The 23489-nt window shown below is 56.7% G+C and carries 21 protein-coding genes; 14 read left to right on the top strand and 7 right to left on the bottom strand.

Features of this window, described 5'->3' with window-relative positions; translation table 11 throughout:
- Positions 1-398: 398 nt before the first annotated feature.
- The gene (locus G7Y44_RS00660; RefSeq protein WP_165246719.1) at positions 399-1436 is read left to right on the top strand and encodes a substrate-binding periplasmic protein; all 1038 of its coding nucleotides are present in this window, start codon (positions 399-401) and stop codon (positions 1434-1436) included.
- Between the two features lie 190 nt (positions 1437-1626).
- Here the strand turns inward: G7Y44_RS00660 and G7Y44_RS00665 are convergent, their stop codons facing one another.
- The 3 genes from G7Y44_RS00665 to G7Y44_RS00675 all read right to left on the bottom strand — a co-directional run bounded on the left by G7Y44_RS00665 (position 1627) and on the right by G7Y44_RS00675 (position 6457).
- A complete protein-coding gene (locus G7Y44_RS00665) occupies positions 1627-2556 on the bottom strand; it encodes a SufB/SufD family protein (protein WP_165246721.1) in 930 nt (309 codons plus the stop codon).
- Between the two features lie 17 nt (positions 2557-2573).
- Complete coding sequence (locus G7Y44_RS00670; RefSeq protein ID WP_165246723.1) at positions 2574-3350, bottom strand: ABC transporter ATP-binding protein; 777 nt, start codon at positions 3348-3350, stop codon at positions 2574-2576.
- 101 nt (positions 3351-3451) lie between these two features.
- Positions 3452-6457: an insulinase family protein gene (locus G7Y44_RS00675; RefSeq protein WP_165246725.1), complete on the bottom strand. Its 3006-nt coding sequence runs from the start codon at positions 6455-6457 to the stop codon at positions 3452-3454.
- A gap of 103 nt (positions 6458-6560) precedes the next feature.
- On the opposite strand from G7Y44_RS00675, the gene G7Y44_RS10360 reads away from it, so the two are divergent.
- From G7Y44_RS10360 to rplT, 5 genes are all read left to right on the top strand, one after another.
- Entirely contained in the window at positions 6561-7031 is a 471-nt protein-coding gene (locus G7Y44_RS10360) for a hypothetical protein (protein ID WP_241159110.1), read from the top strand.
- An 88-nt stretch (positions 7032-7119) separates the two neighbouring features.
- Positions 7120-8241, top strand: coding sequence for a histone-lysine N-methyltransferase (locus tag G7Y44_RS00685; RefSeq protein ID WP_241159111.1), 1122 nt, complete (start codon positions 7120-7122; stop codon positions 8239-8241).
- 202 nt (positions 8242-8443) lie between these two features.
- Positions 8444-9016, top strand: coding sequence for a translation initiation factor IF-3 (infC, locus tag G7Y44_RS00690; protein WP_241159113.1), 573 nt, complete (start codon positions 8444-8446; stop codon positions 9014-9016).
- A complete protein-coding gene (gene rpmI / locus G7Y44_RS00695) occupies positions 9016-9213 on the top strand; it encodes a 50S ribosomal protein L35 (RefSeq protein ID WP_165045330.1) in 198 nt (65 codons plus the stop codon). The genes infC and rpmI overlap by 1 nt, the downstream gene beginning before the upstream one ends.
- A gap of 19 nt (positions 9214-9232) precedes the next feature.
- A complete protein-coding gene (rplT, locus tag G7Y44_RS00700) occupies positions 9233-9586 on the top strand; it encodes a 50S ribosomal protein L20 (RefSeq protein WP_165246729.1) in 354 nt (117 codons plus the stop codon).
- 178 nt (positions 9587-9764) lie between these two features.
- Here the strand turns inward: rplT and G7Y44_RS00705 are convergent, their stop codons facing one another.
- The gene (locus tag G7Y44_RS00705) at positions 9765-10559 is read right to left on the bottom strand and encodes a teichoic acid transporter (protein WP_165246731.1); all 795 of its coding nucleotides are present in this window, start codon (positions 10557-10559) and stop codon (positions 9765-9767) included.
- A 268-nt stretch (positions 10560-10827) separates the two neighbouring features.
- On the opposite strand from G7Y44_RS00705, the gene G7Y44_RS00710 reads away from it, so the two are divergent.
- A complete protein-coding gene (locus G7Y44_RS00710) occupies positions 10828-11916 on the top strand; it encodes a TerC family protein (RefSeq protein WP_165246733.1) in 1089 nt (362 codons plus the stop codon).
- On the opposite strand, the gene G7Y44_RS00715 is transcribed toward G7Y44_RS00710, so the two are convergent.
- Positions 11913-12986 (bottom strand): diacylglycerol/lipid kinase family protein, encoded by a 1074-nt coding sequence (locus G7Y44_RS00715; protein WP_165246735.1) that lies wholly within the window; start codon positions 12984-12986, stop codon positions 11913-11915. The genes G7Y44_RS00710 and G7Y44_RS00715 overlap by 4 nt on opposite strands.
- Before the next feature lie 78 nt (positions 12987-13064).
- Between G7Y44_RS00715 and rnd the strand changes: the two genes are divergently transcribed.
- The 4 genes from rnd to xseB all read left to right on the top strand — a co-directional run bounded on the left by rnd (position 13065) and on the right by xseB (position 16736).
- Positions 13065-14222 (top strand): ribonuclease D, encoded by a 1158-nt coding sequence (gene rnd / locus G7Y44_RS00720; protein ID WP_165045339.1) that lies wholly within the window; start codon positions 13065-13067, stop codon positions 14220-14222.
- A gap of 110 nt (positions 14223-14332) precedes the next feature.
- Positions 14333-14998, top strand: coding sequence for a zinc metallopeptidase (locus tag G7Y44_RS00725; RefSeq protein WP_165246737.1), 666 nt, complete (start codon positions 14333-14335; stop codon positions 14996-14998).
- 29 nt (positions 14999-15027) lie between these two features.
- On the top strand, positions 15028-16500 hold the full coding sequence (gene xseA / locus G7Y44_RS00730; RefSeq protein ID WP_241159114.1) for an exodeoxyribonuclease VII large subunit: 1473 nt from the start codon (positions 15028-15030) through the stop codon (positions 16498-16500).
- Entirely contained in the window at positions 16488-16736 is a 249-nt protein-coding gene (gene xseB / locus G7Y44_RS00735) for an exodeoxyribonuclease VII small subunit (protein WP_165045345.1), read from the top strand. The genes xseA and xseB overlap by 13 nt, the downstream gene beginning before the upstream one ends.
- Positions 16737-16817: 81 nt before the next feature.
- Here the strand turns inward: xseB and pta are convergent, their stop codons facing one another.
- Positions 16818-17831 carry a phosphate acetyltransferase gene (gene pta / locus G7Y44_RS00740; RefSeq protein WP_165045347.1) on the bottom strand — a complete coding sequence of 338 codons (1014 nt, stop codon included), beginning with the start codon at positions 17829-17831 and terminating at the stop codon, positions 16818-16820.
- A 148-nt stretch (positions 17832-17979) separates the two neighbouring features.
- Here pta and glf point away from each other — a divergent pair, with 148 nt between their 5' ends.
- Together glf and G7Y44_RS00750 are read left to right on the top strand one after the other, a co-directional pair.
- Positions 17980-19194 carry a UDP-galactopyranose mutase gene (gene glf, locus G7Y44_RS00745; RefSeq protein WP_165045349.1) on the top strand — a complete coding sequence of 405 codons (1215 nt, stop codon included), beginning with the start codon at positions 17980-17982 and terminating at the stop codon, positions 19192-19194.
- A 13-nt stretch (positions 19195-19207) separates the two neighbouring features.
- On the top strand, positions 19208-20230 hold the full coding sequence (locus tag G7Y44_RS00750) for a glycosyltransferase (RefSeq protein WP_165246741.1): 1023 nt from the start codon (positions 19208-19210) through the stop codon (positions 20228-20230).
- A gap of 15 nt (positions 20231-20245) precedes the next feature.
- Here the strand turns inward: G7Y44_RS00750 and G7Y44_RS00755 are convergent, their stop codons facing one another.
- Complete coding sequence (locus G7Y44_RS00755) at positions 20246-21565, bottom strand: deoxyguanosinetriphosphate triphosphohydrolase family protein (protein WP_241159124.1); 1320 nt, start codon at positions 21563-21565, stop codon at positions 20246-20248.
- Between the two features lie 71 nt (positions 21566-21636).
- Here G7Y44_RS00755 and dnaG point away from each other — a divergent pair, with 71 nt between their 5' ends.
- Positions 21637-23466 (top strand): DNA primase, encoded by a 1830-nt coding sequence (gene dnaG, locus G7Y44_RS00760; RefSeq protein ID WP_165246743.1) that lies wholly within the window; start codon positions 21637-21639, stop codon positions 23464-23466.
- Positions 23467-23489 lie beyond the last annotated feature (23 nt).

Raw genomic sequence — 23489 nt, forward strand, 5'->3', positions numbered from 1 at the left:
CAAAAAGTTGAAGGAAATCTTGCGGAATTCTGTTGCCGATCTGTCATAGGCGCGAACGTGCCATGTGGCATGTGTGCCGTTTTTGGTAGAATGGGAAGGCTTCATTCGGGTCTGTAGTTGCGGATGCGTGTTCGCGATCGGTTTCGGTCGCTGCCTGCGTGTCCAAGTCCATGACAGATGCGGTCGAAGGGATCCACGTAAGTTCGCGCGTTTGCGTGGGCGATCATGGCGTATCCTAGAGGTAAGTCGCACCGTCCGTTCTACTGATAGCGGCATTCGGCCGCGCGGGCGAGAGGGCTACGGCGCAAGCTTAACCCCGGTGCGCGAGTGTGGGGGCAAAGACTAGGTCAGCCGATGAAGCAGCTCGTTTGAACCGTTCGAGACTAAGGATATCAGCAATGAAGCGTCTGCAAGCTCTTTTGGTCGGCTGCCTTGTGGCGGCGGGCCTTGTGGTTCTCATGACTGGCTGCACGTCGTCTGAGAGCTATGCTCCACCCGAGAAGACCCCCATGGTGTCCGCTCCTGCCATCATCCAAGATGGCGTTTTGAAGGTGGGTGTCGACGCGACGGCGGCTCCCTTGGCGGGGCAGCCCGCGAATTCCACGAAGATTGTGGGTATCGACGTTGATATAGCGGCAGCGCTTGCCGATCAGCTGGGATTGAAACTTGAGGTCATCGACGTGGGAAGTGACCCTGAAGCCGCGTTGGAAGAGGGCCGTGTTGATATCGTTATGGGCGTCGACGGCTCCGACGACTCGTATACGTTCTGGCGTTCTGAGAGTTATTTACCCACTGCTGTTGCGCTGTTCGCTACGACGCAAGGGCAAGCTCCGGCGGCTGACACCACCGCTAGTATCGCAGCACAGCTGTCATCGAAGAGCGCATGGGCTGCTGCCAACATATATAAGAGCGCGAGTCTGACCACCACTGACACACTGGAAAGCGCGTTCTCATCGCTTGCAACGGGTAAGGTCGATTATGTGGCGTCCGATATGGTTATCGGTACGTATGCAGCGCACAGCGCCGGTCAGGAAGTGCAGGCGGTCGCGCTGCTGCAGCCCGCGAGTGGCTACTGCATTGGTGTACTTGATGCGAACACCGAGCTGAAGCAGTGCGTGTCTGATGCGCTCGCTACGCTGTCGGGTTCAGGTGTGGTGTCTGTCATCGAATCGAAGTGGCTCGGCCAGGCACTCGACTTGACCAACATTCCGGTTGCTGAAGGTGCGACATCGGTATCGACCGACGATGAGGACGCAGAACAAAGTGCCGACGGTGAAGAAGCAGCCGACGGCTCTGCAGTTGATCCTGCTGTTGAGGAAGCGCTTGGCAGCGGGTCTGGAGCAGATGAGCCTTCCGCCACCGATGGTATTTCCGGCACTGACGGCACGCAAACCGAAGGGGTGTCGGGTGTCGCCAGCAATGCGGTAGTGCTGTAGGTTTCCACATGTTTCGTATACTCCGCTTGATGTGAGTGTTTGACGCAAGCACGGTTGTGCAATTGGATACAGCATAAAGAAGAGGGCTTTGGCGATTCGGTTCGTCAAAGCCCTCGGTCTCTGTATACCCTGCTTGTAAAGACGTTCTCGAGCGTGGGGCCGCGCGAACGCCGTATGCTCGGTTGAAGCGTTAGTTCAGGAAGTCCTCGAGAATCTCCTGTTCGGCTTCCTCTTCGGTAAGTCCGAGCGTCATGAGCTTGGTAATCTGGTCGCCAGCGATTTTGCCGATGGCGGCTTCGTGTACAAGCATAGCATCCTCGCTTGCGGCCTCGATGCCGGGGATAGCCGTTACGCGGGCATTGCCCATGATGATGGCGTCGCACTGCACATGGCCGCGGCACTTTGCATTGCCGATAACCAGCGGGTTGAACACTTGCTTCGAGTTGTCCTGTGCCACGCTGCGTGAAATCACCTGTACGCTCGCGTCATCGCCATTCAGTTCAATCTTCATGTTCGACGTGGCCATCTGATCATCGTGTGTCAGTAGCTTTTCGGTGAGTATCAGCTTCGATTTTGCGGCCAGCGTGGCGTTGGTATCGCGCACGGTAGAGGTAACACCGCGCAGCTGGATCATCTCCATCTCGCATATAGCTTTCTCATCCAATATCACGTTCGTCACCGGGTTTAAGATGCGCTCGCCGGTGCCTTCGCCTTCGCCGTAGTGTTTCTCGACGTACTTCACATGGCTGTTCTTGCCACAGTGGAAGGTGTGGATGCCGTCATGTTCGGAAGCTTCATGGCTTTCGTTATGGATGCCGCAGCCAGCGATGATGGTCACGTCGCAGTCTTCGCCAATGTAGAAGGTGTTATACACCACGTCCTTCAGCCCGGCCTGCGTAACGATGACCGGTATGTACACCGTTTCACCGCGCGTTCCTGGTGCGATGCGGATGTCGATGCCGGGGTTGTCGGTCTTCGTGGCTATTTCGATGTTGGCTGAGGAATGGCGCTCAACGAGCTTGCCGTCGCGGCGGATGTTGAAGGCTCCTTTCGGCATGCCATGGATGTTCGCTATCTCGGCGAGTAGGTTCTCGTCGATAGGGGAAAGGTCAACTGCCATCGTGAATGCCTCCTTGTCTAGCACGTCGTAGGAATTTCAGTGATATGCAGGCGTGTTGGCTGCGTGAGTTGGCAGTGGGGCATACCCTTTGCCACAAAGCCGAGCCTTGGCATGAGTTCGTCGGGTGTTCCGGTTTCTACCACCTTGCCGTCTTTGATAAGCACGATCTCGTCAGCCAGTTGAATGATGCGCTCTTGGTGCGAGATGATGATGATGGATCGGCCGTCGCGTGCCTCGTGGATGTCGCGGAACGTGTCGGTGAGACGGTCGAAGCTCCACAGATCGATGCCCGCCTCGGGTTCATCGTAGATGGCAAGCTTCGGATCGCGTGCCAAAATGGTGGCGATCTCGATGCGCTTCACCTCGCCACCCGACAAGTTCTTATCGACCTCGCGGGTGAGGTAGTCAGCCGAGCACAAGCCCACCTTTGACAGGTACTCGTTGCAGGAGAGCATGGGAAGTTTACGGCCTGCGGCGATGTCGAGCAGTTTCTTCACTTTCATACCCTTAAAGCGCGCCGGCTGCTGGAAGCCGTAGCCAATGCCTAAGCGTGCGCGCTCATCGATACTCATGGAGGTGATGTCGAGTCCGTTGAAGATAATGCTTCCTGACGTGGGGGTTTCCACGCCCATGATCAGTTTCGCCAGCGTGCTCTTGCCGCCTCCGTTCGGCCCGGTGATCACGGTGAAGCGATCGACGGGTATGGTGAGATTCAGTCCGTCGATGATCCGCTTCGTTTCCCGGGAGCCTTTGCTTACGGGCACTTCGAACACAAGATCTTTCAGTTCAAGCATTCGTATCGTTTCCTTTGTTTCGTTTCCATCGTCTCGTCTGACTATATGTCATAAGTTCGGCAACATATTATAGGAGTTTCTTGCAGGCGTACAACTCGAATTTAGTCGTTCATCAAGTCGATGACGTTCCATGAACGTTTCGACGACTCGATGATGCTGCGATTCCCGAACACGCACATTGCACCGTGCTTCATACCATCTTGCAGGGGTGTGGTGAGCGAGCGTACATCATTAAGCGTGGTGCCTACTACGCGCTTTCGGTCGTGTAGGCGATCATCCCACGTGCGGCCGGCAAACACGTCGGCAGCCTGGCGCTTGACGATCGCGCGGGGCTGAAGCGGATTGTCGATGGCTGCTACCGTGCTTACCACGTACCCCTCGAGCTCGTCAGCGTCGGGCTTATAGCTTTCAAGCCACTGGGCAGCGCTGTCGAAGCGCTCACACGTACGATCAAGGTGCGGATCGCGGTAGGAGTAGAAGCGCATTGCGCCAGCACGTGCGGCCTGAAAACCTGCTCCGTAGGCACCGCCCTTCACGCGCACCTCGTTCCACAGATAATCGTAGTTCAAAGCACGTGCGGCAACCGACCACGACGGCGAATAGTCGCAGTTGATCAGGCGGTGGTCGAACCCAGCTGCGGCGTAACACACGTCGGAAGCGACAATAAACGCTTCATTGCTCGTGTGCGGTTCGGGAATATGAAGACGCACATCGCGTACGGCGGCATGACCATCGGTTACATCCGGCACGTTTGTGTGGCCAAAAGCGACGTGCTTTTCGGCGAAGGTGCTCCAGGCGTCGTACGGCCCGGCGAAGCTGAGTGTCTGGTTGTTATCGGTGAAGATGCGCGCGGCAAGCTCGGTGAGCTTTGTGGGTAGGGTTGGAGCTGCTTGATCGAAGTTGCTTATGAGGTGTTTCACGAAGCGGTACATATCGGTGCCTGCCAGCTGTTCCTCAACCAGGCCAGCAGGCAGGTAGTACGATCGCAGGCGCGCCATAGCACACGTGTGTCCGGCATTCACAAAGGCGTTCTCCATAGCGGCCTTGCGCTGGCGCAGCACATCAAGGATACGGTCGGTGTTGGAGAAGTCGGTTTCCAGCATCACCTCGCGCGAGAGGTCACCCAGGTAATCGACGCGCGGCGCGAGTGCGCTTGCGCTGACAATAAACAAAGGGCGCACGACGGATGCGTCGAAAGCGTCCTCATGTACGCGCTGGTAAAACGATAAGTTGCCTAAACGCCCGTTGATCAGGGTGTCGAGTTCTTGCGCGGTGTGTCGTGCGGTATCCATCTTTCCCAAAAGCGACCCTAAAAGCGACACGTAGGGAAGCTCTTCGAAGCTCACGCAGTTGAGGTCAAAGTAGCGGTATGCGTACACGATGCCGTTCGTCTCAACGCTGTGACGGATGCAGGGGACGCTACCTGCGCGTACAAGCTCGTAGGCTGGCTCGCGGTCCGGCTCAGCGATGTCGGTTATCGCTAAGCGGGGAAGGGTCGCCACTGCTTGCGGGGTATCGGGGGTTTCCTGCATGGCGCGCAGGTGTTGTTCGTCTTGTTCAATGCGTTCGAAGTCGGATTCCGTCATAGTTGCGGCGATGTCGGCCAGGCGACGGGCTTCGTTCGCGCTCGTGTCATCTTCAGTGGGCACAATCTCAGCGAGGGCAGTATGCGCATTGTCGATGAATACCTCGCGAATAAGGTTTTCGAACCAATCATCGTCAAGGTGTTCGCGCAAGTAAGCGATGGCGTCCTCAAAGCGCAGGTAGGCGGTAGGCATATCGTCGTCATAAAGCCAGCCACTCATCGATGCGGTGGCATATGCTATGCCGTTGGGAATGCCGAAGTTCCCTTCGCGTAGGATGAATTCGTTGCGCGAGATTGCCGCTTCGAGCAATGCATGATCAAGTCCACCGTTTGCGAGTGCATGGATGGCTTCGTCGAACACGCGGCGGAATTCGTGCGTTTTTTCGGGATGGATGCCGCGCAGCTCCACCACGGCGAAGGGTTGCAGTAGCGAGTCGGCTACATAGGCGTTCGCGTCGGCCGCAAGGTTGGCGTCCAGCAAAGCACGCTTGAGCGGCGCTTCGTTTGAACCCATGATAGCGTCAAGCAAAACATCCACTGCAATCACGCGCACCCGGTCGCGGGCGCACCCGATGACACACCCAATGGCTGCGCAAGCGTTCTCGGGTGCGCATGCCATGTGCTTAGCGGCGTAGTCGGTGCGCACGGGTGCCTGAAGGCGCAGTTCGCGGGGCGTAAGCTCGCTGCCGCGTGTACGCGCGTGTTCGCGCTGTTCGATGGCCACAGGTGTGAGGTAGCGCGTATCGAGGAAGGTCAACATGCGAGCGATATCGAGGTTGCCATACAACATAATGTAGCTGTTGTCGGTGCGGTAATGCCGTTCGTGTTCTTCCAAGAAGCGTTCGTAGGTGAGCGTGGGGATAGCCTCTGGCGTACCGCCCGACTCGAAGCGGTAGGGTGTGTCGGGGAACAGCAGCTGCTGCAAGGTGTCGTAGAGCACCGATTCGGCGTCTGATAAGGCGCCTTTCATTTCGTTGAATACCACACCGTTCCAACGCAGCGTACGGGCTTCCACCGCAGCGTCGTCACTTTCGCACACATCGTCGGTTTCGGAACACGTGTTATCTACAAGCTCGTAGTGCCAGCCTTCTTGCTGAAAGATTGCTTTGTTGTGGTAGATGGCGGGATGGAATACCGCGTCGAGGTAGACGTCCATCAGGTTTATGAGGTCTTGCTCGTTCGTGCTCGCCACAGGATACATTGTCTTATCGGGAAACGTCATGGCGTTCAGGAAGGTTTGCATGGATGTTTTCAACAGGTTAACGAACGGCTCCTTCACGGGGAACCGGGACGAGCCGTTGAGTACCGAGTGCTCAAGGATGTGGAAAACCCCAGTGTCGTCGGCAGGTGGCGTGCGGAAGGCGATAGAGAACGCCTTGTTTGCATCATCGTTTTCCAGAAACAGCAATTTTGCCTGGCTTGCGTCGTGCAGCATGACGTGTGCCAGGCCGTGAATTTCGGGCAGCTGTTCGGTTGACTGCAAGGTGAACCCGCATGCGCGGGCAATGGATTCAAGTGACATGGCAATGCCTTTCCTGTGGTTCGGTGCGCTTGGTGCGCTGTCGTTTTGCGGCATGAATTATAATTCGAAACATCATTTCTGATCGATCGGCGGAAGGATTTCCATGACGCAGGGCTCACCGGGCTTCTCGTTCATAACTGTTCACGATGACGAAGATGATGTCGTTATCCAGGCAGGCATCCGCGAACCTCGCGAGGATGAGTGGGTTGAAGACGCGTCTGCTGCAAACGAACTCGCAGGTGAAAACGGGGTTGATGGTGCGAGTGGATCTGACGATGTTGTTGACGGTACTAACGATTCTGCCGAAGCTGACACAGATGCAGACATCGTTGTTGCTGACGTTGCTGACGCTGACCTCGACGCTGATACCGACGCCGATGAGTTGGTGGTTGAGACGGACGGCGAGCAGCAGGACGCAAGACTTGGCACTGATCAGTCTTTAGATGGTGGTCGGTATGTGACCACGGCTGCCGATCTTGAGGGCACTCCCATGCCGATTGCGCAGAAGGTAACCATTATCGCTGGCGTGATCTTGTGCGCAATCGCCATTATCTACTGCGCGTTGTGCCGGTAGGGGCGAAGAAGAAGGTTTTGTCCGCGCAACATATATGGTGCCGCAACGCGTGCGGCACCTCTTCGTGCGCGTGTTGAAAGGTGTGACTATGGCAAAGCATGCTGCTGATAGCAATTTCAAGGCACTGCGGGGGCGCAGGAGCGACTACGACGGCAACCACATGGGGCTCACCGAGGCGTTTGCGCCGGTTTCTCCTACCACGCCGCAACTCGATGACGATTCGGGTAATCGCATGGGCTTAACCGAGGCGTTCGCTCCGGTAACGGCGTCTGGTATGCCTGCGCGTACGCCCACAGACCCGCTTCAGGAAGAAGGCAGATTCGCCGCGGAAGCTGTGGATACGCCGCGTCACGGCCGCCACGGGCGTCACGGGCGCACAGATGAGCAGGTGCCGAACGTGGCATACCCTGTGTCCAATGCGGGTGCTGGACAGTATCAACACAAGTCGCGCCGCATGCGCAAGGTACTCATCGCTGTGATTGTGTTGTTGGTACTGTTAGTGATTGCTCTTGGGTACTTCTCGGTACAGCTTTTCACCGAGAGTAAAACGCTTGCTTCCCAGCAAACCCAAGAACAACAAAGTGCTCAAGAGGTTGGGGCCATGCAACAGGAGGGTACAAGCGATGTGGCGGCTGGGTCCACCAAAAAGACCGACGTCGTGAACCTGACGGGTTTGCTGGGGGTATCACTTGATGAAGCCATCGCGAAGGTGGGGCACGGCGCGTCAGTAACCGCCACGCGCGAGGTTGACCAAGAGGGAAGCGATGTTAAGACCGAGGTCACGCTTGCTTTAACCGATGAACCTGCCGACACACGTTCGGGTACGCCATCGGTGTTCTTAAGTTTAAATGCTGACGGTGCGGTTATCCGAGCGGGCTATTCGGCTGCAACGTCTGCTTTGGGGTACGGGTCCTTAAGCTTTGCTGATGCAGTGCAAAGCGAACACATCATCGAAAACGCGCTGCGTGAAGCGGGTTTGTCGGTTGATGACGGTGCGGCAGTGTTGCCTGAGAACAAGGGCGACTATTCCACATACGATACCGACGGCACGACGCTCATGAAGGAAACGTGCTCGTTCTCTGGGACGGGTACGGTTGATGGCGCCGAGCATTCGTGGGACGCGGTACTGCTATACGATTACGTTGCCGCGAATACATCCGGCAATTTGAACGACACAATACGTGTTCTCTACATATATGTGAATGCATAATTCATACTTGCATCGACACGTCAAGGCTGCTACAATGCAACGGCTGATAACAAGCGAGGGAGTTCCCTCCACCTGTTTTGGCGCTTCGGCAGCTGATGGGTCATTCTGAATAGCCTTTCGTGGCGTAATGCGAATGAGAACCGTCTGCCCGAAGCAGACGGTTTTTTTCGATAGGCGCTTGATAAGCGCCAAGGATTGGGAGGTGAGCGCCATAGCAGCGCAAGAACCACGGCTCAACGAGCAGATCACGGTACGTGAGTGCCGTTTGATCAGCTATGACGGAACGCAGATGGGCATCTATCCCACGCGCCAGGCTCAACAGATTGCCGATGACGAAGGGCTCGACCTGGTGGAGATCGCTCCGAACGCCACACCTCCCGTCTGCCGCATTATGGACTATGGGAAGTTCAAGTACGACCAGGCCATCAAGGCAAAGCAGGCTCGCAAGAACCAGAGCAAGATCGAGATTAAGGAAATGAAGTTCCGGCCCAAAATCGACGTGGGCGATTACACGACGAAGAAGAAGCACGTGCTGCGCTTCCTCGAGGCGGGGAATAAGGTGAAAATCACCATCATGTTCCGCGGTCGCGAAATGGCTCATCCGGAACAAGGTTTGACCATTCTGGAGCGCTTGGCTGACGACCTGAAAGACATTGCGGCCATCGAGAATCAGCCTAAGATGGAGGGGCGCAACATGCACATGCTCATCGCCCCGCTGCCGAATTCGGCGAAAAGGAAAAAGGAAGCAAACAAGACTGAAGGGAAGGACGAATAATGCCTAAGATGAAAACTCATCGCGGTACGGCGAAGCGTTTCCGCGTTACTGGAAGCGGCAAGATCATGCGCGCCAAGGGTTACAAGAGCCACATCCTCACCAAGAAGAGCCCGAAGCGTAAGCGTAACTTCCGTCATGAAACCGAACTGGCCAAGAGCGATCGCAAGGTGGTCGCCCGCAACCTCGGCCTTCGTTAATTGTTAGGAGTGATCATCAATGGCTCGTGTTAAGCGCGCACTCAACGCTCACAAGAAGCGTCGTACTGTTCTCACCCGTGCCAAGGGCTACTATGGTGCGAAGTCCCGTTCCTACCGGTCCGCGAAGGAGCAGGTGCAGCACTCTCTGCAGTACATGTACCGCGATCGCCGCAACAAGAAGCGCGAGATCCGTCGTCTGTGGATCACCCGTATCAACGCTGCCGCGCGTCTGAACGGCTTGTCTTACTCGAAGTTCATGAACGGCCTGAAGAAGGCTGGCGTCGAGCTTGACCGCAAGGTGCTCGCCGACATGGCCGTAAACGACGCTCAGGCGTTTGCCGCTGTGGTTGAGGTTGCCAAGAAGGCCCTGTAAAACCACGCATTTTAACGTGCACGCTGGCTTGTTCCAGCAATGTAAAAGCGCCCCGCCGACCACTCGGATTTGCGGGGCGCTTTACTATTCTGTGAGTGCCTGGGTTCTTGCGCAAGCACCTCCCTGCAAACGCAGGGATGGTGAAATCAATCAGCGTTTCCTTACGTCGCTGTTGTTTCTACGCTGTCAGGCGCACACCCACATACACGGCGTTTTCGGGCAAACCTGAGATACCGTACATGTCGGAGAGCGGCACGGCCGATACGCGCCACTGATAGATAACGCCATCGATGTCAAGAGTGCCTGCCTTGAACGTGTTACCCACCTCATCGACGCCGGAGCCGTTCTCAGCGAGCATGGTGTCGGCGGAAAGCCCCTGTTGCATCATGGCTGCATCAATGGCTGCGTCAAGCGACCCGCTTGCGAAATCAACGTAGCGCACACGCATGTCTAAGTATTCGGTGCGGTCGACCGAATACATCCACATCCCCTTGAGCAGTTTTGACGCCTCGACCGCATCAAGGCTTGCGATTCCCTGGTCAAAGAGTGCCACTGCTTCGTCGTAGTTCATGTCGGCGGGCATACGGGCCGATTCGAAGCCGCCATTAGGATAGTCGGCCGGATCGGAATACTCGTGCATGGCGTAGCCAGCGTCGGTGAATGTCTGGCGTATGGTGTTGTCGTCAAGGTATACAAGAGAGGAAATAACCGGTGCATCAAAGGCAATATCGCGGGCGAGGTTCGCGTCAATTTCCTGCTGCTTGCGCTCTGCTGCTCCGAATACGGCATCATCAATGTTGTTGTACAGCTGCCAGGCAATGATGGCACCTACGAGCACGAACGCAGCCATAATGGCAATTTGTACGCGTGGCATGCTGATGGGACGATCGATGTGGCCCGGATCAAGGTAGCGGATGGGGCCGTCCGATTCGACGTAGCGCTTGCTTTCGGGCTTCAGTTGAAAAAGCGACATGAGATTGCTTCCTTGCGAAGGGAGGTTTGTAAATTTATCGTGCTGCGGGCATTATATCATTGTCGCAGCGCGCACCCGTGATAGGATGCATGCAACCCATGAGGGAGTAGTTGGCATAGCGATATGCGGTGCGTTCAACATCATGGCGGATGCGATCATTCGCCTGGCGTACCTGAAATAACGAGACTCGTGGCGCATGGCTGCGCTGCGGGTCTTTTTTGTGGCCTGTATGCGTGGGTGGGCTGAGCGATGGAAGGAGCAATAACGCATGGATTTTTCGATATTCTTGACCCCAGAGGCATGGATCAGCTTGGTGACGCTCATGTTTTTAGAGATCGTGCTGGGTGTGGACAACCTGGTGTTTATCTCTATTACATCAGATCGTCTGCCCGAGGAAAAGCAGCATATCGGACGTAAGCTCGGTTTGGCTGGTGCGCTCGCGTCGCGTGTTATCTTCTTATGCTTCGCGTCGTATTTGGTGCATATGACCAATCCGCTGTTCACGATCGACCTAGGTGCTTTCTCTCATGGCTTCTCGGTGCGTGACATTGTGCTGTTCGCTGGTGGCGCGTACCTTATTTATAAGGGAATCATTGAAATGCGCGAAGTGTTGGCGCTCACCGAGCTGAAGGCCGAAACGAGTGGCGGGGAACATGCCACAAGGCGCATCGGGTTGCCCCAGGCGGTAGGAACCATTATGGTCATGGATATCGTGTTCTCCATCGACTCGGTGATCACCGCGGTGGGTTTGGCGAATCACCTGATCATCATGATTCTGGCGGTCATGATTGCTGTCATCCTGATGATGATCTTCATCGACCCGATATCCAATTTCATCAACAAGCACGCCGAAATGAAAATTCTGGCGCTGTGTTTCATTGTCGTTATCGGTGTGCTGCTTGTGCTTGACGGTATGGGTATCAATTCTGGCATTGAGGTGCTCGACATGCACGCCGAGAAGCTGATGGTGTACTTCGCCATGGTGTTCGCGTTCGTACTCGAACTCATTCAGATGCGTTACAACTCGGCGCTGCACGCATGGAGGAAGCAGCGGTGGGCATCTGATACCGACCGTCAGCTCGACGCCGTACGTGCCGAACTCGAGCAGCGGCTTGCAGAAGAACGTGAGGTTCTTCGTGAAGACGGCGAATCCAACCGCGCTCGCAAGGAAGGTGCACCTGAGCGTGAGCGCGTGCAGCCTGTCATTATCGGCAACAACGTGTACGTGATGATGCCTGTCGCTGGTGAGGATGCTGCTTCCTTCAAGCAGCTCATGGCCGCCTCTGACGGTGCCAGGGCAGCGCTTGATGATCCGCTTGAGATCGAGGTCGAAGGCGAGATCGTCGAAGAGAATTAGGCGAAGTTGGCGTGCGGCGCGCTCGCATTGTTGCCGGGCGCGCTGGCGTCACTGTTCAAGGTGTCGTTGCTGGTTTGCTGGGTCTTGTCAGCATCGGTACCTTCTGTATATTCGCTTTCGGTATTGCTAACCTGTTCGTCTTCGTCGCCTTCTTCGTCTTCAGCGCGTTTGAAGGTGCGGTAACCTTCTTCTGACATGATGAACGTTGCGGCTCCTTCGAGCACACGTGCGGTGAAGGGGGTGGTTGCATCGATCACTTCGCCGTCGAACTGGATGTTCATGGGAGGGTCGGCTTCAACACGAACCACCCGCGCTTTATGTACTTCCACTGAGTCGCTTCGGCCGGGGAAGTCGCCCTCGCGGTCGAGGATGCCGGCCAGCAGCGCGGGTATGAGTTCGAAGGCGTTTTGGGCCTTGAGTATTGCAACTTCAAACTTGCCGTCGCGTGGATTATTGCCATGGGTGAGGGGGATGTCGAACTGGATTCTCGAGAAGTTGACAATCAACACGCCAATACCGTCGCTTTCCACGGTGCGGCCGTCGAGGGTGAGCGTGAAGTGTGATACCTGCGGAAGGGGGTTCGCCAGTGCAGCGCCGGCATAAGCGATGGCGCCGAGCGCTTTCTTGTTGGGCTGTGCATCCTGCATGATTTTGGCGTCGTAGCCCGCGCCAGCGATCATGCCGAAGCCGACGGTGTGGCCATCGAACTCAAGCTCGCCGAGGTCGAATTCAAGACAGGTGCGCTGTCGTGTGATTTTGGCCAGCACGCGTGCCTCGTCGGGCTGAGCCAAGTTCATGGCGAGCAGGTTTGCTGTGCCTGCCGGGAAGGGTAGGATGGGGATGCCGGTGTTCGCAAGCGCGAAGCTAACGGCGGTCACCGTGCCGTCGCCGCCGCTGGCAACCACGGCATCGAAGTCGCTTGCGTTGGAAAGCAGGTTGGCGATCGGGGTTGCGCCGTCGGTTGCGCGCACCACCATTTCGTCACCGTCTTCGAGAAAAGCGCGGGCAAAATCATAAATGCCCCCATCGCCTGGACCGGATGCAAGGTTGTTAATCACAAGCAGTTTCACAGAACGCCTCCACTTGCTATCATAGTCGGGTTATAAACGTGTCTCAAGTAAAGCATACAGTACCGTGAGGATGGTTTGGTGTACATAATCGATCAGGATACTTTTTCGTTGTTTTTAAGGCGGGCCGAGCGTTCGAGTGTGCTCGCCATCGACACCGAGTTCCTACGGGAGAAGACGTATTACCCCCGATTGTGCCTGTTGCAGCTCGCAACTGACGACGAAATAGCCATTGTCGACCCGTTTGAAGTGCGTGATTTGTCGCCAATGCGCGATGTTTTGTTGAATGAACATGTGGTGAAGCTCTTTCATGCCGGGTCACAGGACCTCGAGATTCTGCTGCATGCGGTGGGCGTGCTACCCACTCCCGTGTTCGATACGCAGGCGGCCTCTGCCGTGCTAGGGCATACGCAGCAGATCGGGTATGCGGCGCTCGTGCATATGCGCTGCGGTGTGGCGCTAAAGAAAGCCGACTCGTTCACCGATTGGTCGCGCCGCCCGCTTTCCGAATCGCAGCTTGAGTATGCCGCTGACGATGTTCGCTACCTACCTGCGATGTATCGCAGTATGTGCGACGAGCTGCGGGACAAAGGGCGCGCGTCATGGCTCAACCATGAATTCGAAGAGATGTCGGATCCGGCGAAGTACGAAATTGACGTGCGGGAACGCTTCCGCCGTTTGAAGCGAGTGTCGCAGCTGTCTCATCGGCAGCTCAGTGCAGCGCGCGAGGTTGCTGCATGGCGCGAGCTCGAGGCGCAACGCCGCGACGTTCCCCGTAAGTGGGTGCTCACTGACGAACAAATCGTAGAGGCGTGTCGACGTGAGGCTCGCACATGCGATCAGCTGTTCATGGTGCGCGGGGTGCAGGAGCGTTTGTCAATGTCGGATGCTCGTACGGTTGCTGACCTCATGGCTTCGGCGTTTGATGCTCCGCCCGAAACGTGGCCTGATTTGGGAAGATCCGCGAAGAGCGAGCCGAATGTCGACATTGAGCTCGATTTGTTAAACGCGCTTGTGCGCTTGCGCGCCCGGGAAAACGATATCGCGTTTCAGACGCTTGCTTCCCACGACGACCTGGTACGGCTTGCGCGTGGCTACCGCACGCGGGTTGACGTATTGCGTGGATGGCGCCGCACTATTGTTGGAGACGAGCTGGTTGATTTGTTGGAAGGACGCGTGTGCTTGCAGGTTGGCAAGAACGGCGTGGAGGTTCGCCGTATTGACGCGCCCGGCGAGTAACGCTTCGGCGACGCTTTTGCGGATGTTTCTTACAACTTTTCGCTCTGCTTTGAAAACGCACAGACGTTCGATATAATGCGAACGAAACAGAACGGACGGAGGAACACATCATGCTATCATCAAGCTATTTACTGCTCATTCTCGTGACGCTCGCTATTGGCGGTGTTGCCACCTGGTGGGTGAACTCGAGTCTGAAGCGCTATTCAAACGTGCCCGTATCAAACGGTCTGACCGGCGCGGAAGCTGCCCGTCAGATGCTTGCATACTACGGAATCAGTGGCGTGCAAGTGTTGCGCGGCGGCCCAGGGCAAGATTTTTTCGATCCTCGAAGCAATTCGGTTACGCTGTCACCCGATGCTTATGACGGCCGCAGTGTCACCGCAACGGCTACCGCATGCCACGAGGTGGGGCATGCTTATCAGTTCGCCGAGGGGTATGCGCCTATGAAGGTGCGCTCTGCCATGGTGCCGGTGGTGAACTTGGCGTCAAATTCTTGGATGTTTCTTTTGCTTTTGGGCATTATGCTGAACCTTGCGGGGTTTGTGACTCTTGCAATCGTGCTCTATTCATTTGCGGTGTTGTTTCAGCTGGTCACCCTACCGGTTGAATTCAACGCGTCGCATCGTGCGATGACGTACATGTCGGCGCGCGCGCTGCCAGAAGCCGAGCGTGCGGGGTCGTGGAAGGTACTGCGCGCCTGCGCGTTCACCTACGTTGCCGCAGCGCTTACGAGCATTCTGCAGCTGCTATGGCTGCTCGGGCAGCGTCAGGATTAGCGGCGTCGCACATGGGAGAGTCACAGGCAATGCGTGCAGGTAATGTGCGCGAGCAGCAGGAGACCGAGCCGACGCGCGAGGCAATGTCGGTGTCGTCTGCTATGGCACTGGCGAAAGGTGCGCTTGAAGGTGTGACTGTGCGCCTGGTGGGCGAAGTGTCCGAGGTATCCGATAAACCTGGCTATAAAGCGGTGTACTTTACGGTGAAAGACGAGCATGCGGCGCTTCCGTGTCTTATGTGGAACAACCGCTACCGCAAAACGGACGTTGAGCTTGCCGTCGGCCAGAAGGTAGAGTTGTCGGGTCAGTTCACGCTGTACGCGGCGCGTGGCACTATGAATTTCAACGTGTTTGCCTTATCGCTTGTGGGCGAGGGCTATCTGCGCATGCGTGTCGCGCAAATACAGCGGCGTCTTGCGGCTGAAGGGCTTACCAGCGACGCACGTAAGCGTCCGTTGCCGGCTTACCCGGAAACGATCGGGCTGGTTACGTCGCCTAGAGGCGACACGGTGCATGACGTGCTACGCACTTTGCGGCATCGTTATCCGCTGGCGTGTGTGAAGCTTGCCGGTGTGGCGGTTGAGGGAAAGGATGCTCCTGCGGGCATTATGCAGGGGATTGACGCCGTTGTTGCTGCAGGTGCCGAGGTGGTGCTCATCGTGCGTGGCGGTGGGTCATATGAGAATCTGATGCCCTTTAACGATGAGGTGCTTGCTCGCGCTATTGCCGCCTGTCCGGTTCCCGTGGTCACGGGTATTGGTCACGAACCTGATACCACCATGGCAGATTTAGTGGCTGACGTGCGTGCTTCGGTGCCTGCACGCGCGGCTGACGCCGTATCGCCTTCATTTGCCGACGTGTATGCACTGCTTAGCATGCGGGGGCGCGCCATGCACGCCACGCTCGCGCGCAGGTTGGAGCTTTCCTCGGCCCGGCTTGCCGCTTTGGCTGCCCGCCCATCGTTATCGGATGCCTCTTATGCGTTAGCTCCCGCCCTCCAAGCAGTTGACCTCTATGCTGATCGTTTGTCGCGGGCACTTCCCGATGCGCTTCGTCGCGACGAGCAACGCGTGCTCGCGATGCATCTTCGTTTCCAGCATTTGCTCACAGCGCCCTTTGCGGACCAAGGTCGTGCGATGGCGGCTCTGCGTGCCCGCATGGCAGGTGCGGCAAGTGATGGGTTACGGGACGAGCACGCGCGACTGCACTTGGCTGGCAAGCGGCTTGCAATTGCTGGTCCGGGGTTGTGTGATCGGTTTCGCGCACAGATGGGCGTAGCCGCTGCTCGGTTGAATGATCTGTCGCCATTAACAGTTCTTGCTCGCGGGTACGCCATCGCACGCGATGAGAACGGCGCAATTCTGAAGAGCGTGCGTCATGTTGCGCGTGGGTCGAGTGTACGTGTTGATATCTCCGATGGCCAGTTGCATTGTGTGGTTGAAGACGTACGTGTCGTTGATTCAGGATTCGAGAAATGGGAGGAAGAGCCATGTCGGAAGTGAAGCCCATCGAAGAGTTGTCGTTTCGCGAGGCGATGGCCGAGCTGGAAAGCATCGTCTCGGTGCTCGAGAGCAACACACTTGAGCTCGAGGAAAGCCTGGTGAGCTATGAGCGCGGCGTACGGTTGCTCGGTAGCTTGCAGGGGCGTCTTGCCAATGCTCAGCAGAAGGTTGACGTGCTTATGGGCGAGTTGTCTGGTTCTGTTGATGACGAGGTACGCGACACTACGTTGTCGTAAGGTTACTTTCACCCGAACGGCAAAAATGAACCGGTACCAATAAGGCGCCGGTTCATTTTCTGAAAACCGTTTATGCCTACGCTATTCGCCTTCGGCAAGCTTCTTCTTGCGATCTTGTGATTGCACGCAGGTGATGGCAACCACGCCAACGATGTCGTCGGGGCTGCATCCACGTGACAGGTCGTTTACCGGGGCTGCCAAACCTTGTGTGATGGCACCGTAGGCCTCGGCCTTCGCCAGGCGCTGTACCAGCTTGTAGCCGATGTTGCCCGAATCGAGGTCGGGGAATACCAGCACGTTTGCGCGCCCTGCCACAGGGGATTCCGGTGCTTTCGAGGCGGCTACGCTCGGCACGATGGCGGCGTCAAGCTGCAGCTCGCCATCGATAATCAGGTCGGGGGCAAGTTCCTTGGCTATCTTGTAGGTTTCGTACACCTTGCCGGCATCCGGGTTGTTTGCGCTGCCCCAGGTGGAGTGCGACAGGAGTGCAACAACAGGCTGAGTGCCAATAAGCGAGCGCCACGAGCGTGCGGAGTTCACAGCAATGTGTGCCAGGTTCTCCGCCGTTGGCTGGACTTCCAGCGAGCAGTCGGAGAACAAGAAGCGACCGTTTTCACCCATGTCGCAGTCGGGTACGTCCATGATGAACAGCGAGCTGACCAGCTTTACGCCAGGAGCTGTTTTGATAATCTGCAGGCTTGCGCGGTGCACGTCGCCGGTGGAGTGACAGGCGCCAGCAACCATGCCATCAGCATCGCCTGCTTTCACCATCATCACGCCGAAGTATAAGCAGTTATCTAGCAGCTCGAGTGCCTTGGCAGGTGTGACGCCCTTATGCTTGCGCAGGTCGTGCAGCATTTTGGCGTAGCCTTCGCGCAAATCGGACGTGCGGTAATCGATGACGCGCGCATCGTCGAGCGCGTATCCGCTTGAGCGGATTTCATCAACATCTCCTAAGATGACCAGGTTGGCAATGCCGCTTGCAAGAATCTTTTCTGCTGCGATGAGTGTGCGCTCGTCGTTTCCCTCAGGCAGGACGATGGTCTGCTTGTCGGATTGCGCCCTCTCGATCATGCTGTCCAAAAACGTACTCATGGGGAAATCCTTTCTCATTTATCCGTTTACTATGATAAGCATCCGTCGAAACGCGAACATCGGTAAAATGGCAGTCGGCATTTCCGACTGGGCGAGCGTGTTTTCGCGCTTTCGCAAGGCTTGTAAACACACGAAAGGGTGTAAGGCTATGGGTGTGAAGTACTCTTCCTTCGCTGACGTTGACATTCGGGCGTTTGACGCTGTCGTTGTCGGTTGCGGATTCGCGGGTGCTACGGTGGCGCGCGAATTAGCGGAGCGCGGCGGTAAGAACGTGCTCGTCATCGAGAAGCGTGCGCAGATCGCGGGCAATATGTACGACGAGTTCGATGACGCTGGCATTCTCGTACACCGGTATGGGCCGCATATCTTCCACACCAACGACAAGCGCGCATTCGACTATATACGTCGTTTCACTGATTGGCGCGACTATGAACACGTTGTGTTGGCCGATTGGTACGGAACGTATATGCCGGTTCCTTTCAACAAGAATTCGATGGAGATCGCCTTCGGGAAAGAGCGCGCGGCTCATCTGACCGACAAGCTCATTGCTACGTTCGGCGATGAACGTAAGGTGACCATCAACGAACTACGCGAGCAGGACGATCCGGAATTGTCGGAGATCGCCGATTTCGTGTACAAGAACGTGTTCTTGTACTACACGCAGAAGCAGTGGGGTTTGACTCCCGAAGAGGTTGACCCGAGCGTTACGGCGCGCGTGCCCGTGTTTATCTCGCGCGACAACCGTTATTTCCAAGATGCCTACCAAGGAATGCCGGCGAATGGCTATACGGCGCTGTTTGAGCGTATGCTCGATCATGAAGGCATTGTTGTGTGCTTGAATACCGAGGCCGAAAGTGTGTTTGACCTGCGTTTCTTTAGCGACGATGAGGATGCTCCGCTTGAATCTATCTTTATCAAGGACCGCCGTTTCGACGGACCCATCGTATACACGGGCCCGCTCGATGAGCTGTTTTTGTCGCGCTTCGGGCGCCTGCCGTACCGCAGCCTCGACTTCGTGTATGAGACGCATGATCAGAAGCACGTGCTGCCCTGCGGCACGGTAAACTTCACCGTTACCGAAGACTACACACGCATCACGGAGTTCACGTATCTGACCGGTCAGGAGTCCGACAAGACCTCCATCATGAAGGAGTACAGCCACTCCTACGATGATCCTAAGACGCAAATTCCGTACTACGCTATTCTCAGCGAGAAAAACAACGCGCATTACGAGCGCTATCGTTTATTGGTAAGCCCCCTTGAGAACTTCTACCCGTTAGGTCGTTTGGCTGAGTACCGTTACTACAACATGGATGTCATCATCGGGCGTGCGTTGGCGCTTGCCGATACGTTGGTTGGTTAGCGGAGGGTAGTGCATGAAAACCGTGACGTTTGCTGTGCCTTGCTACAATTCGGCCGCCTACATGGATACGTGCATTGAGTCGCTGCTTACGTGCGGCGATGATATTGAGATACTCATCGTTGATGATGGGTCATTTAAGGATGACACAGCGGCCAAAGCCGACGAATGGCAGGCTCGTTTCCCGCATATCGTGCGCGCGATTCATCAGAAAAATGGGGGTCATGGCGCTGCGGTGAACACCGGTCTTGCCAACGCAAGCGGGCTGTACTTTAAGGTAGTCGATTCAGACGACTGGCTCGATGAGCAGGCTGCGGGCAAGCTCATGGCGTATTTGCGCTCGCAGGCGGCTGCTTGTGATCCCACCGATCTGGTGGTTGCGAACTACGTATACGAGAAGGTGCATGAAAACACGCGCACGGCAATCGGCTACCGAAACGTGTTTCCGGTGGGCCGCCGCTTTGGATGGGATGAGGTCGGTCGCTTCATGCCCAGCCAATACCTGCTCATGCATTCCGTGACGTATCGAACCGAACTTTTACGCGAGACGAAGCTGCAACTTCCCGAGCATTGTTTCTACGTGGACAACATTTTCGTGTACGTGCCGCTGCCATTCGTCGATTCGATCTATTACCTCGATGAGGACCTCTATCGTTACTACATCGGACGCGAGGGGCAATCGGTTAACGAGGACGTTATGATGTCGCGCATCGATCAGCAGCTGCGCATCACACGCTTCATGATCGACGCAGTGTCGTTGCCCGACGATGTTCCTCAGCCTAAGTTGCGACGCTACATGCAAAGCTACCTGTCCATGATGATGTGCATTTGTACCATTTTCCTGCGCATGATCAATACGCCGGAAGCTGAGGTAAATCGTGCGGGCATTTGGGCATACCTGCGCGAACACAACCCGCGTGCGTATGGGCCGGTGCGTCGCGCTGTGGTGAACGTGAGTACGGGGCTGCCGGGCGAATGGGGCCGACGCGTGGGCATTGCTGGGTATCACCTGGCGCAGCGCATCTTCAAGTTCAACTGACGTTTGAGGGCTTTATCAGGGCTTTATCGTGTGGCCGCATGCCACCCGAGCTGAGTGAAGGTTGCTGCAGTAGGTTCGGGTGAACAGCGGCCGCTCGTCGTCAGGGAACAGGTGGCGGTAGAGTGCGATGAAGTAGCTATCGGTCATGCTGGCCAAGAAATCTACCACGATGGTATCGGGGTCACCTTGCAGATAGGTTTGTGCGTCGATAGAACGCGACTGCTGGGCGAGGTAGTCGGCATGATGCACGACAAGTGGCGACGATTCATCGCCGCGTTGCGCGTCGGTAAGCAAGCGATCGTACATACGCTCAAACATCGAGGCGATCATCGTTTCGTCGTTGCCGTTCATGCCTTCTTTGCCGTAAATGATCTCGTAGTTCTGGCGTTTTGCACGGCGCAGGTCGTCAAAGGCCCGTTTACTCATACAAATGCGGTCGGTACCGTAGCTGTTGTTTACAATATCAACCGTGAGGTTATTAATGATCTGCGCGTTTGAGGTGCCAATGTAGTCGGATTCGAAAGCGTCAAGCGAGTCGATGCCACCTACTACCAGCGCGTCTTGCCGATCTTTTCCCAGGTAAGCAATCATGTCGGCCACACGCACCACACACCCTTCCAGCGTTGAGGGGCGAAGGCTCGCGATAACGCGCTCATCGGCACTACAAGCCTCAACTGCGGCGTCGAGTTCGGCGAAGCTGCTCACGTTTCCCATTTGCAGCTCTTGCTGGGCAAACTCGCCATTGTGGCACAATACGCCGTCGAGTGTTTGCAAACTCACGTTTCGCTGAAAGAGCTGGTCGAGTACGCGCACCGAATGCACGTTGTGGTTGAAGTAGCGTCCGCGTCTGCGGTTGAGACAGGCTGACAGGTAGCGCTCGCCCGCGTGCCCAAAGGGCGTGTGTCCCACGTCGTGTCCGAGCGCGATGGCCTCAATAAGGTCGGTGTTTAACCCCAGCAGTCGTCCGATATTGCGTGCTACCTTGCTCACCAGCTGCACATGCAGCCCGCGTCGACAGATATCGTCGTTTTCGGTGAACGAGAACACCTGCGTCTTGCCGGCATAGCGCGCATAGGCAGGCACGTTCATAATCTTCTCGATGTCGCGCACGAAAGCAGGGCGAAGTACCGTAGCAGTGTCATTGGAAAGGTCGTGGCGGCGGACGACGGCCTCATCGGGGCACGCGAGCGGGTGCCGCCGTGCGCAGGCAAGGTCGTTACGGATGGATTCTTCCACGTCGGTTTCAAGCGTCAGGTAGGGAACCTCGCTCATACACACCGCCTTCTCCATGATTTCCGCCCGTTTGCGGGCATCGCGTTCGCTGGCACGTCGCACGAGCAACCAAACGCCTATCTTGCAAGGCGGCGGCGCTTATCTGCGAGTGCGGTTGGGGTATACTCTCAACCATGATAACCGATGAAGACATAGCGAAGGTTCGTGAAGCGAGCGATTTGGTGGTGCTTATAGGAGAGCGCACGCCGGTGCGGCAGCGTGGCCGCGATTTTTGGTGCTGCTGTCCTATCCACAGCGAGAAAACCCCTTCGTGTAAGATCGATCCTGCGCTGCAGCTGTGGCATTGTTTCGGGTGTGGCGAAGGAGGCGACGTGTTCGCTTATGTCATGAAGACGGAAGACTTGTCGTTTCCCGATGCCGTTCGCTATCTTGCCGATAAGGCGCACATCGAGGTGTCTGACAACAGCGCCCGAGGCAATCACGTGGGCAGTGGACAGAAGGCGCGGCTGAAGGCCGTGTGTCGCGAGACAGCCGACTTTTACCACCTGAACCTGATGCGTGGTAAGGGAGCTGACGCCGCTGCAGCGCGGTCGTATCTGGCTTCTCGGTCTATGGGTGGTTCTGTTCCGAAGTCGTGGGGGCTCGGTTTTGCTCCAGGACACGGCGAGTTAGTGCGGCATCTGATGGCGAAGGGGTTTACGCCCGATGAGCTTGTGATGGCCAACGTTGCCGCTACGGGAAATGGTGATCGTTTGCGCGACCGGTTCTTTAACCGGGTGATGTTTCCCATCTGCGATGAGGCAGGCGAGGTGATCGCTTTCGGCGGGCGCGTGGTGGGCAAAGGTGAGCCGAAGTATTTGAACTCGCAGGAAACACCGCTATTCCATAAGTCAAGCGTATTGTACGGCATGGACAAGGCGAAGGCTGCCATGGCATCAACTGGCGTGGCCATTGTCGTGGAGGGTTACACCGACGTGATCGCTCTTCACGAAGCGGGCGTGCGCAACGCTGTGGCAACGCTGGGAACAGCGCTGACGTTGCGCCACATACGCCAGCTGTCGCGTCATGCCAGCAGCAAAATAGTGTATTTGTTCGATGGTGACGAGGCTGGTCAGCGTGCCGCCGACCGTGCGCTCCAGTTTATTGATTCGTCGATGACGCCCGAGGCGGGCCGCAGTCGTGTGGAACTGTTTTCGGTAACGCTGCCTGATAACTTGGACCCAGCCGACTTCGTGCAACAGCGCGGTGCCGACGAATTGCGGCGCATGGTTGACGAGGCGCAACCGCTGTTGAAATACGGCATCGAACGGCGCTTGGCCGCGCACGACTTGTCGCGTGCGGAAGGCCGAGCTGCCGCGCTTGCCGATGCGTTGTCGGTTCTAGCTCCCATTAAGGATTCCCTGCTTGCACACGATTACGCTATTCAGATTGCCGGGCGCGTGCGGGCGCGGGAAGACGACGCACTGGCTGCACTGGCGCGCTTGAAGCCGCCGCGTGTGCTGCAAGGTGCTACTACTGAGCCTGTCGTGCGGCAGGCAGTGAGCGAACAAGAGCGCAACCGCTTGCAAGTTGAGCAGGAGTTTTTGGCATTGCTTGCGCACTACCCTCAGCTGGCGCTTTCTCATTCCGACAGCTTGGCGCAGGTGCAGTGGCACGACGCTGCGCATGCGGCTATCGCGCAGTGTATGCTCGATGAGTTGGCTGGCAACGTGAACACCGACGCCGCTTCGCTTGTAGCGTCAGTAACTCGCAACGTTGCGCAGGCGGCGGGCGTGCTTGCCGGAGCGCGCAGTAGGGGAAACGTCAACGCAGCCGATCTTGCTCGCTTCTTGGGCGAAGAGTTGGCGATCGGCGATGTGGAAGACGTGCTCGAAGCGTATAAGGGGCAGCTTTCCGACCCAGCGGCGCTCGACGCAGACGAATTCGACCTACTGTTCGAAAGTGTGGTCGCCATGCAGAAAGATTTGCTCGCGCGCAAACGGGCGCACAAGCTTCACGTGTAAGGTGCGGGGGAGGGAAGGGTTGC

The organism is Adlercreutzia sp. ZJ141, assembly GCF_011038965.1.
GTDB lineage: Bacteria > Actinomycetota > Coriobacteriia > Coriobacteriales > Eggerthellaceae > ZJ141.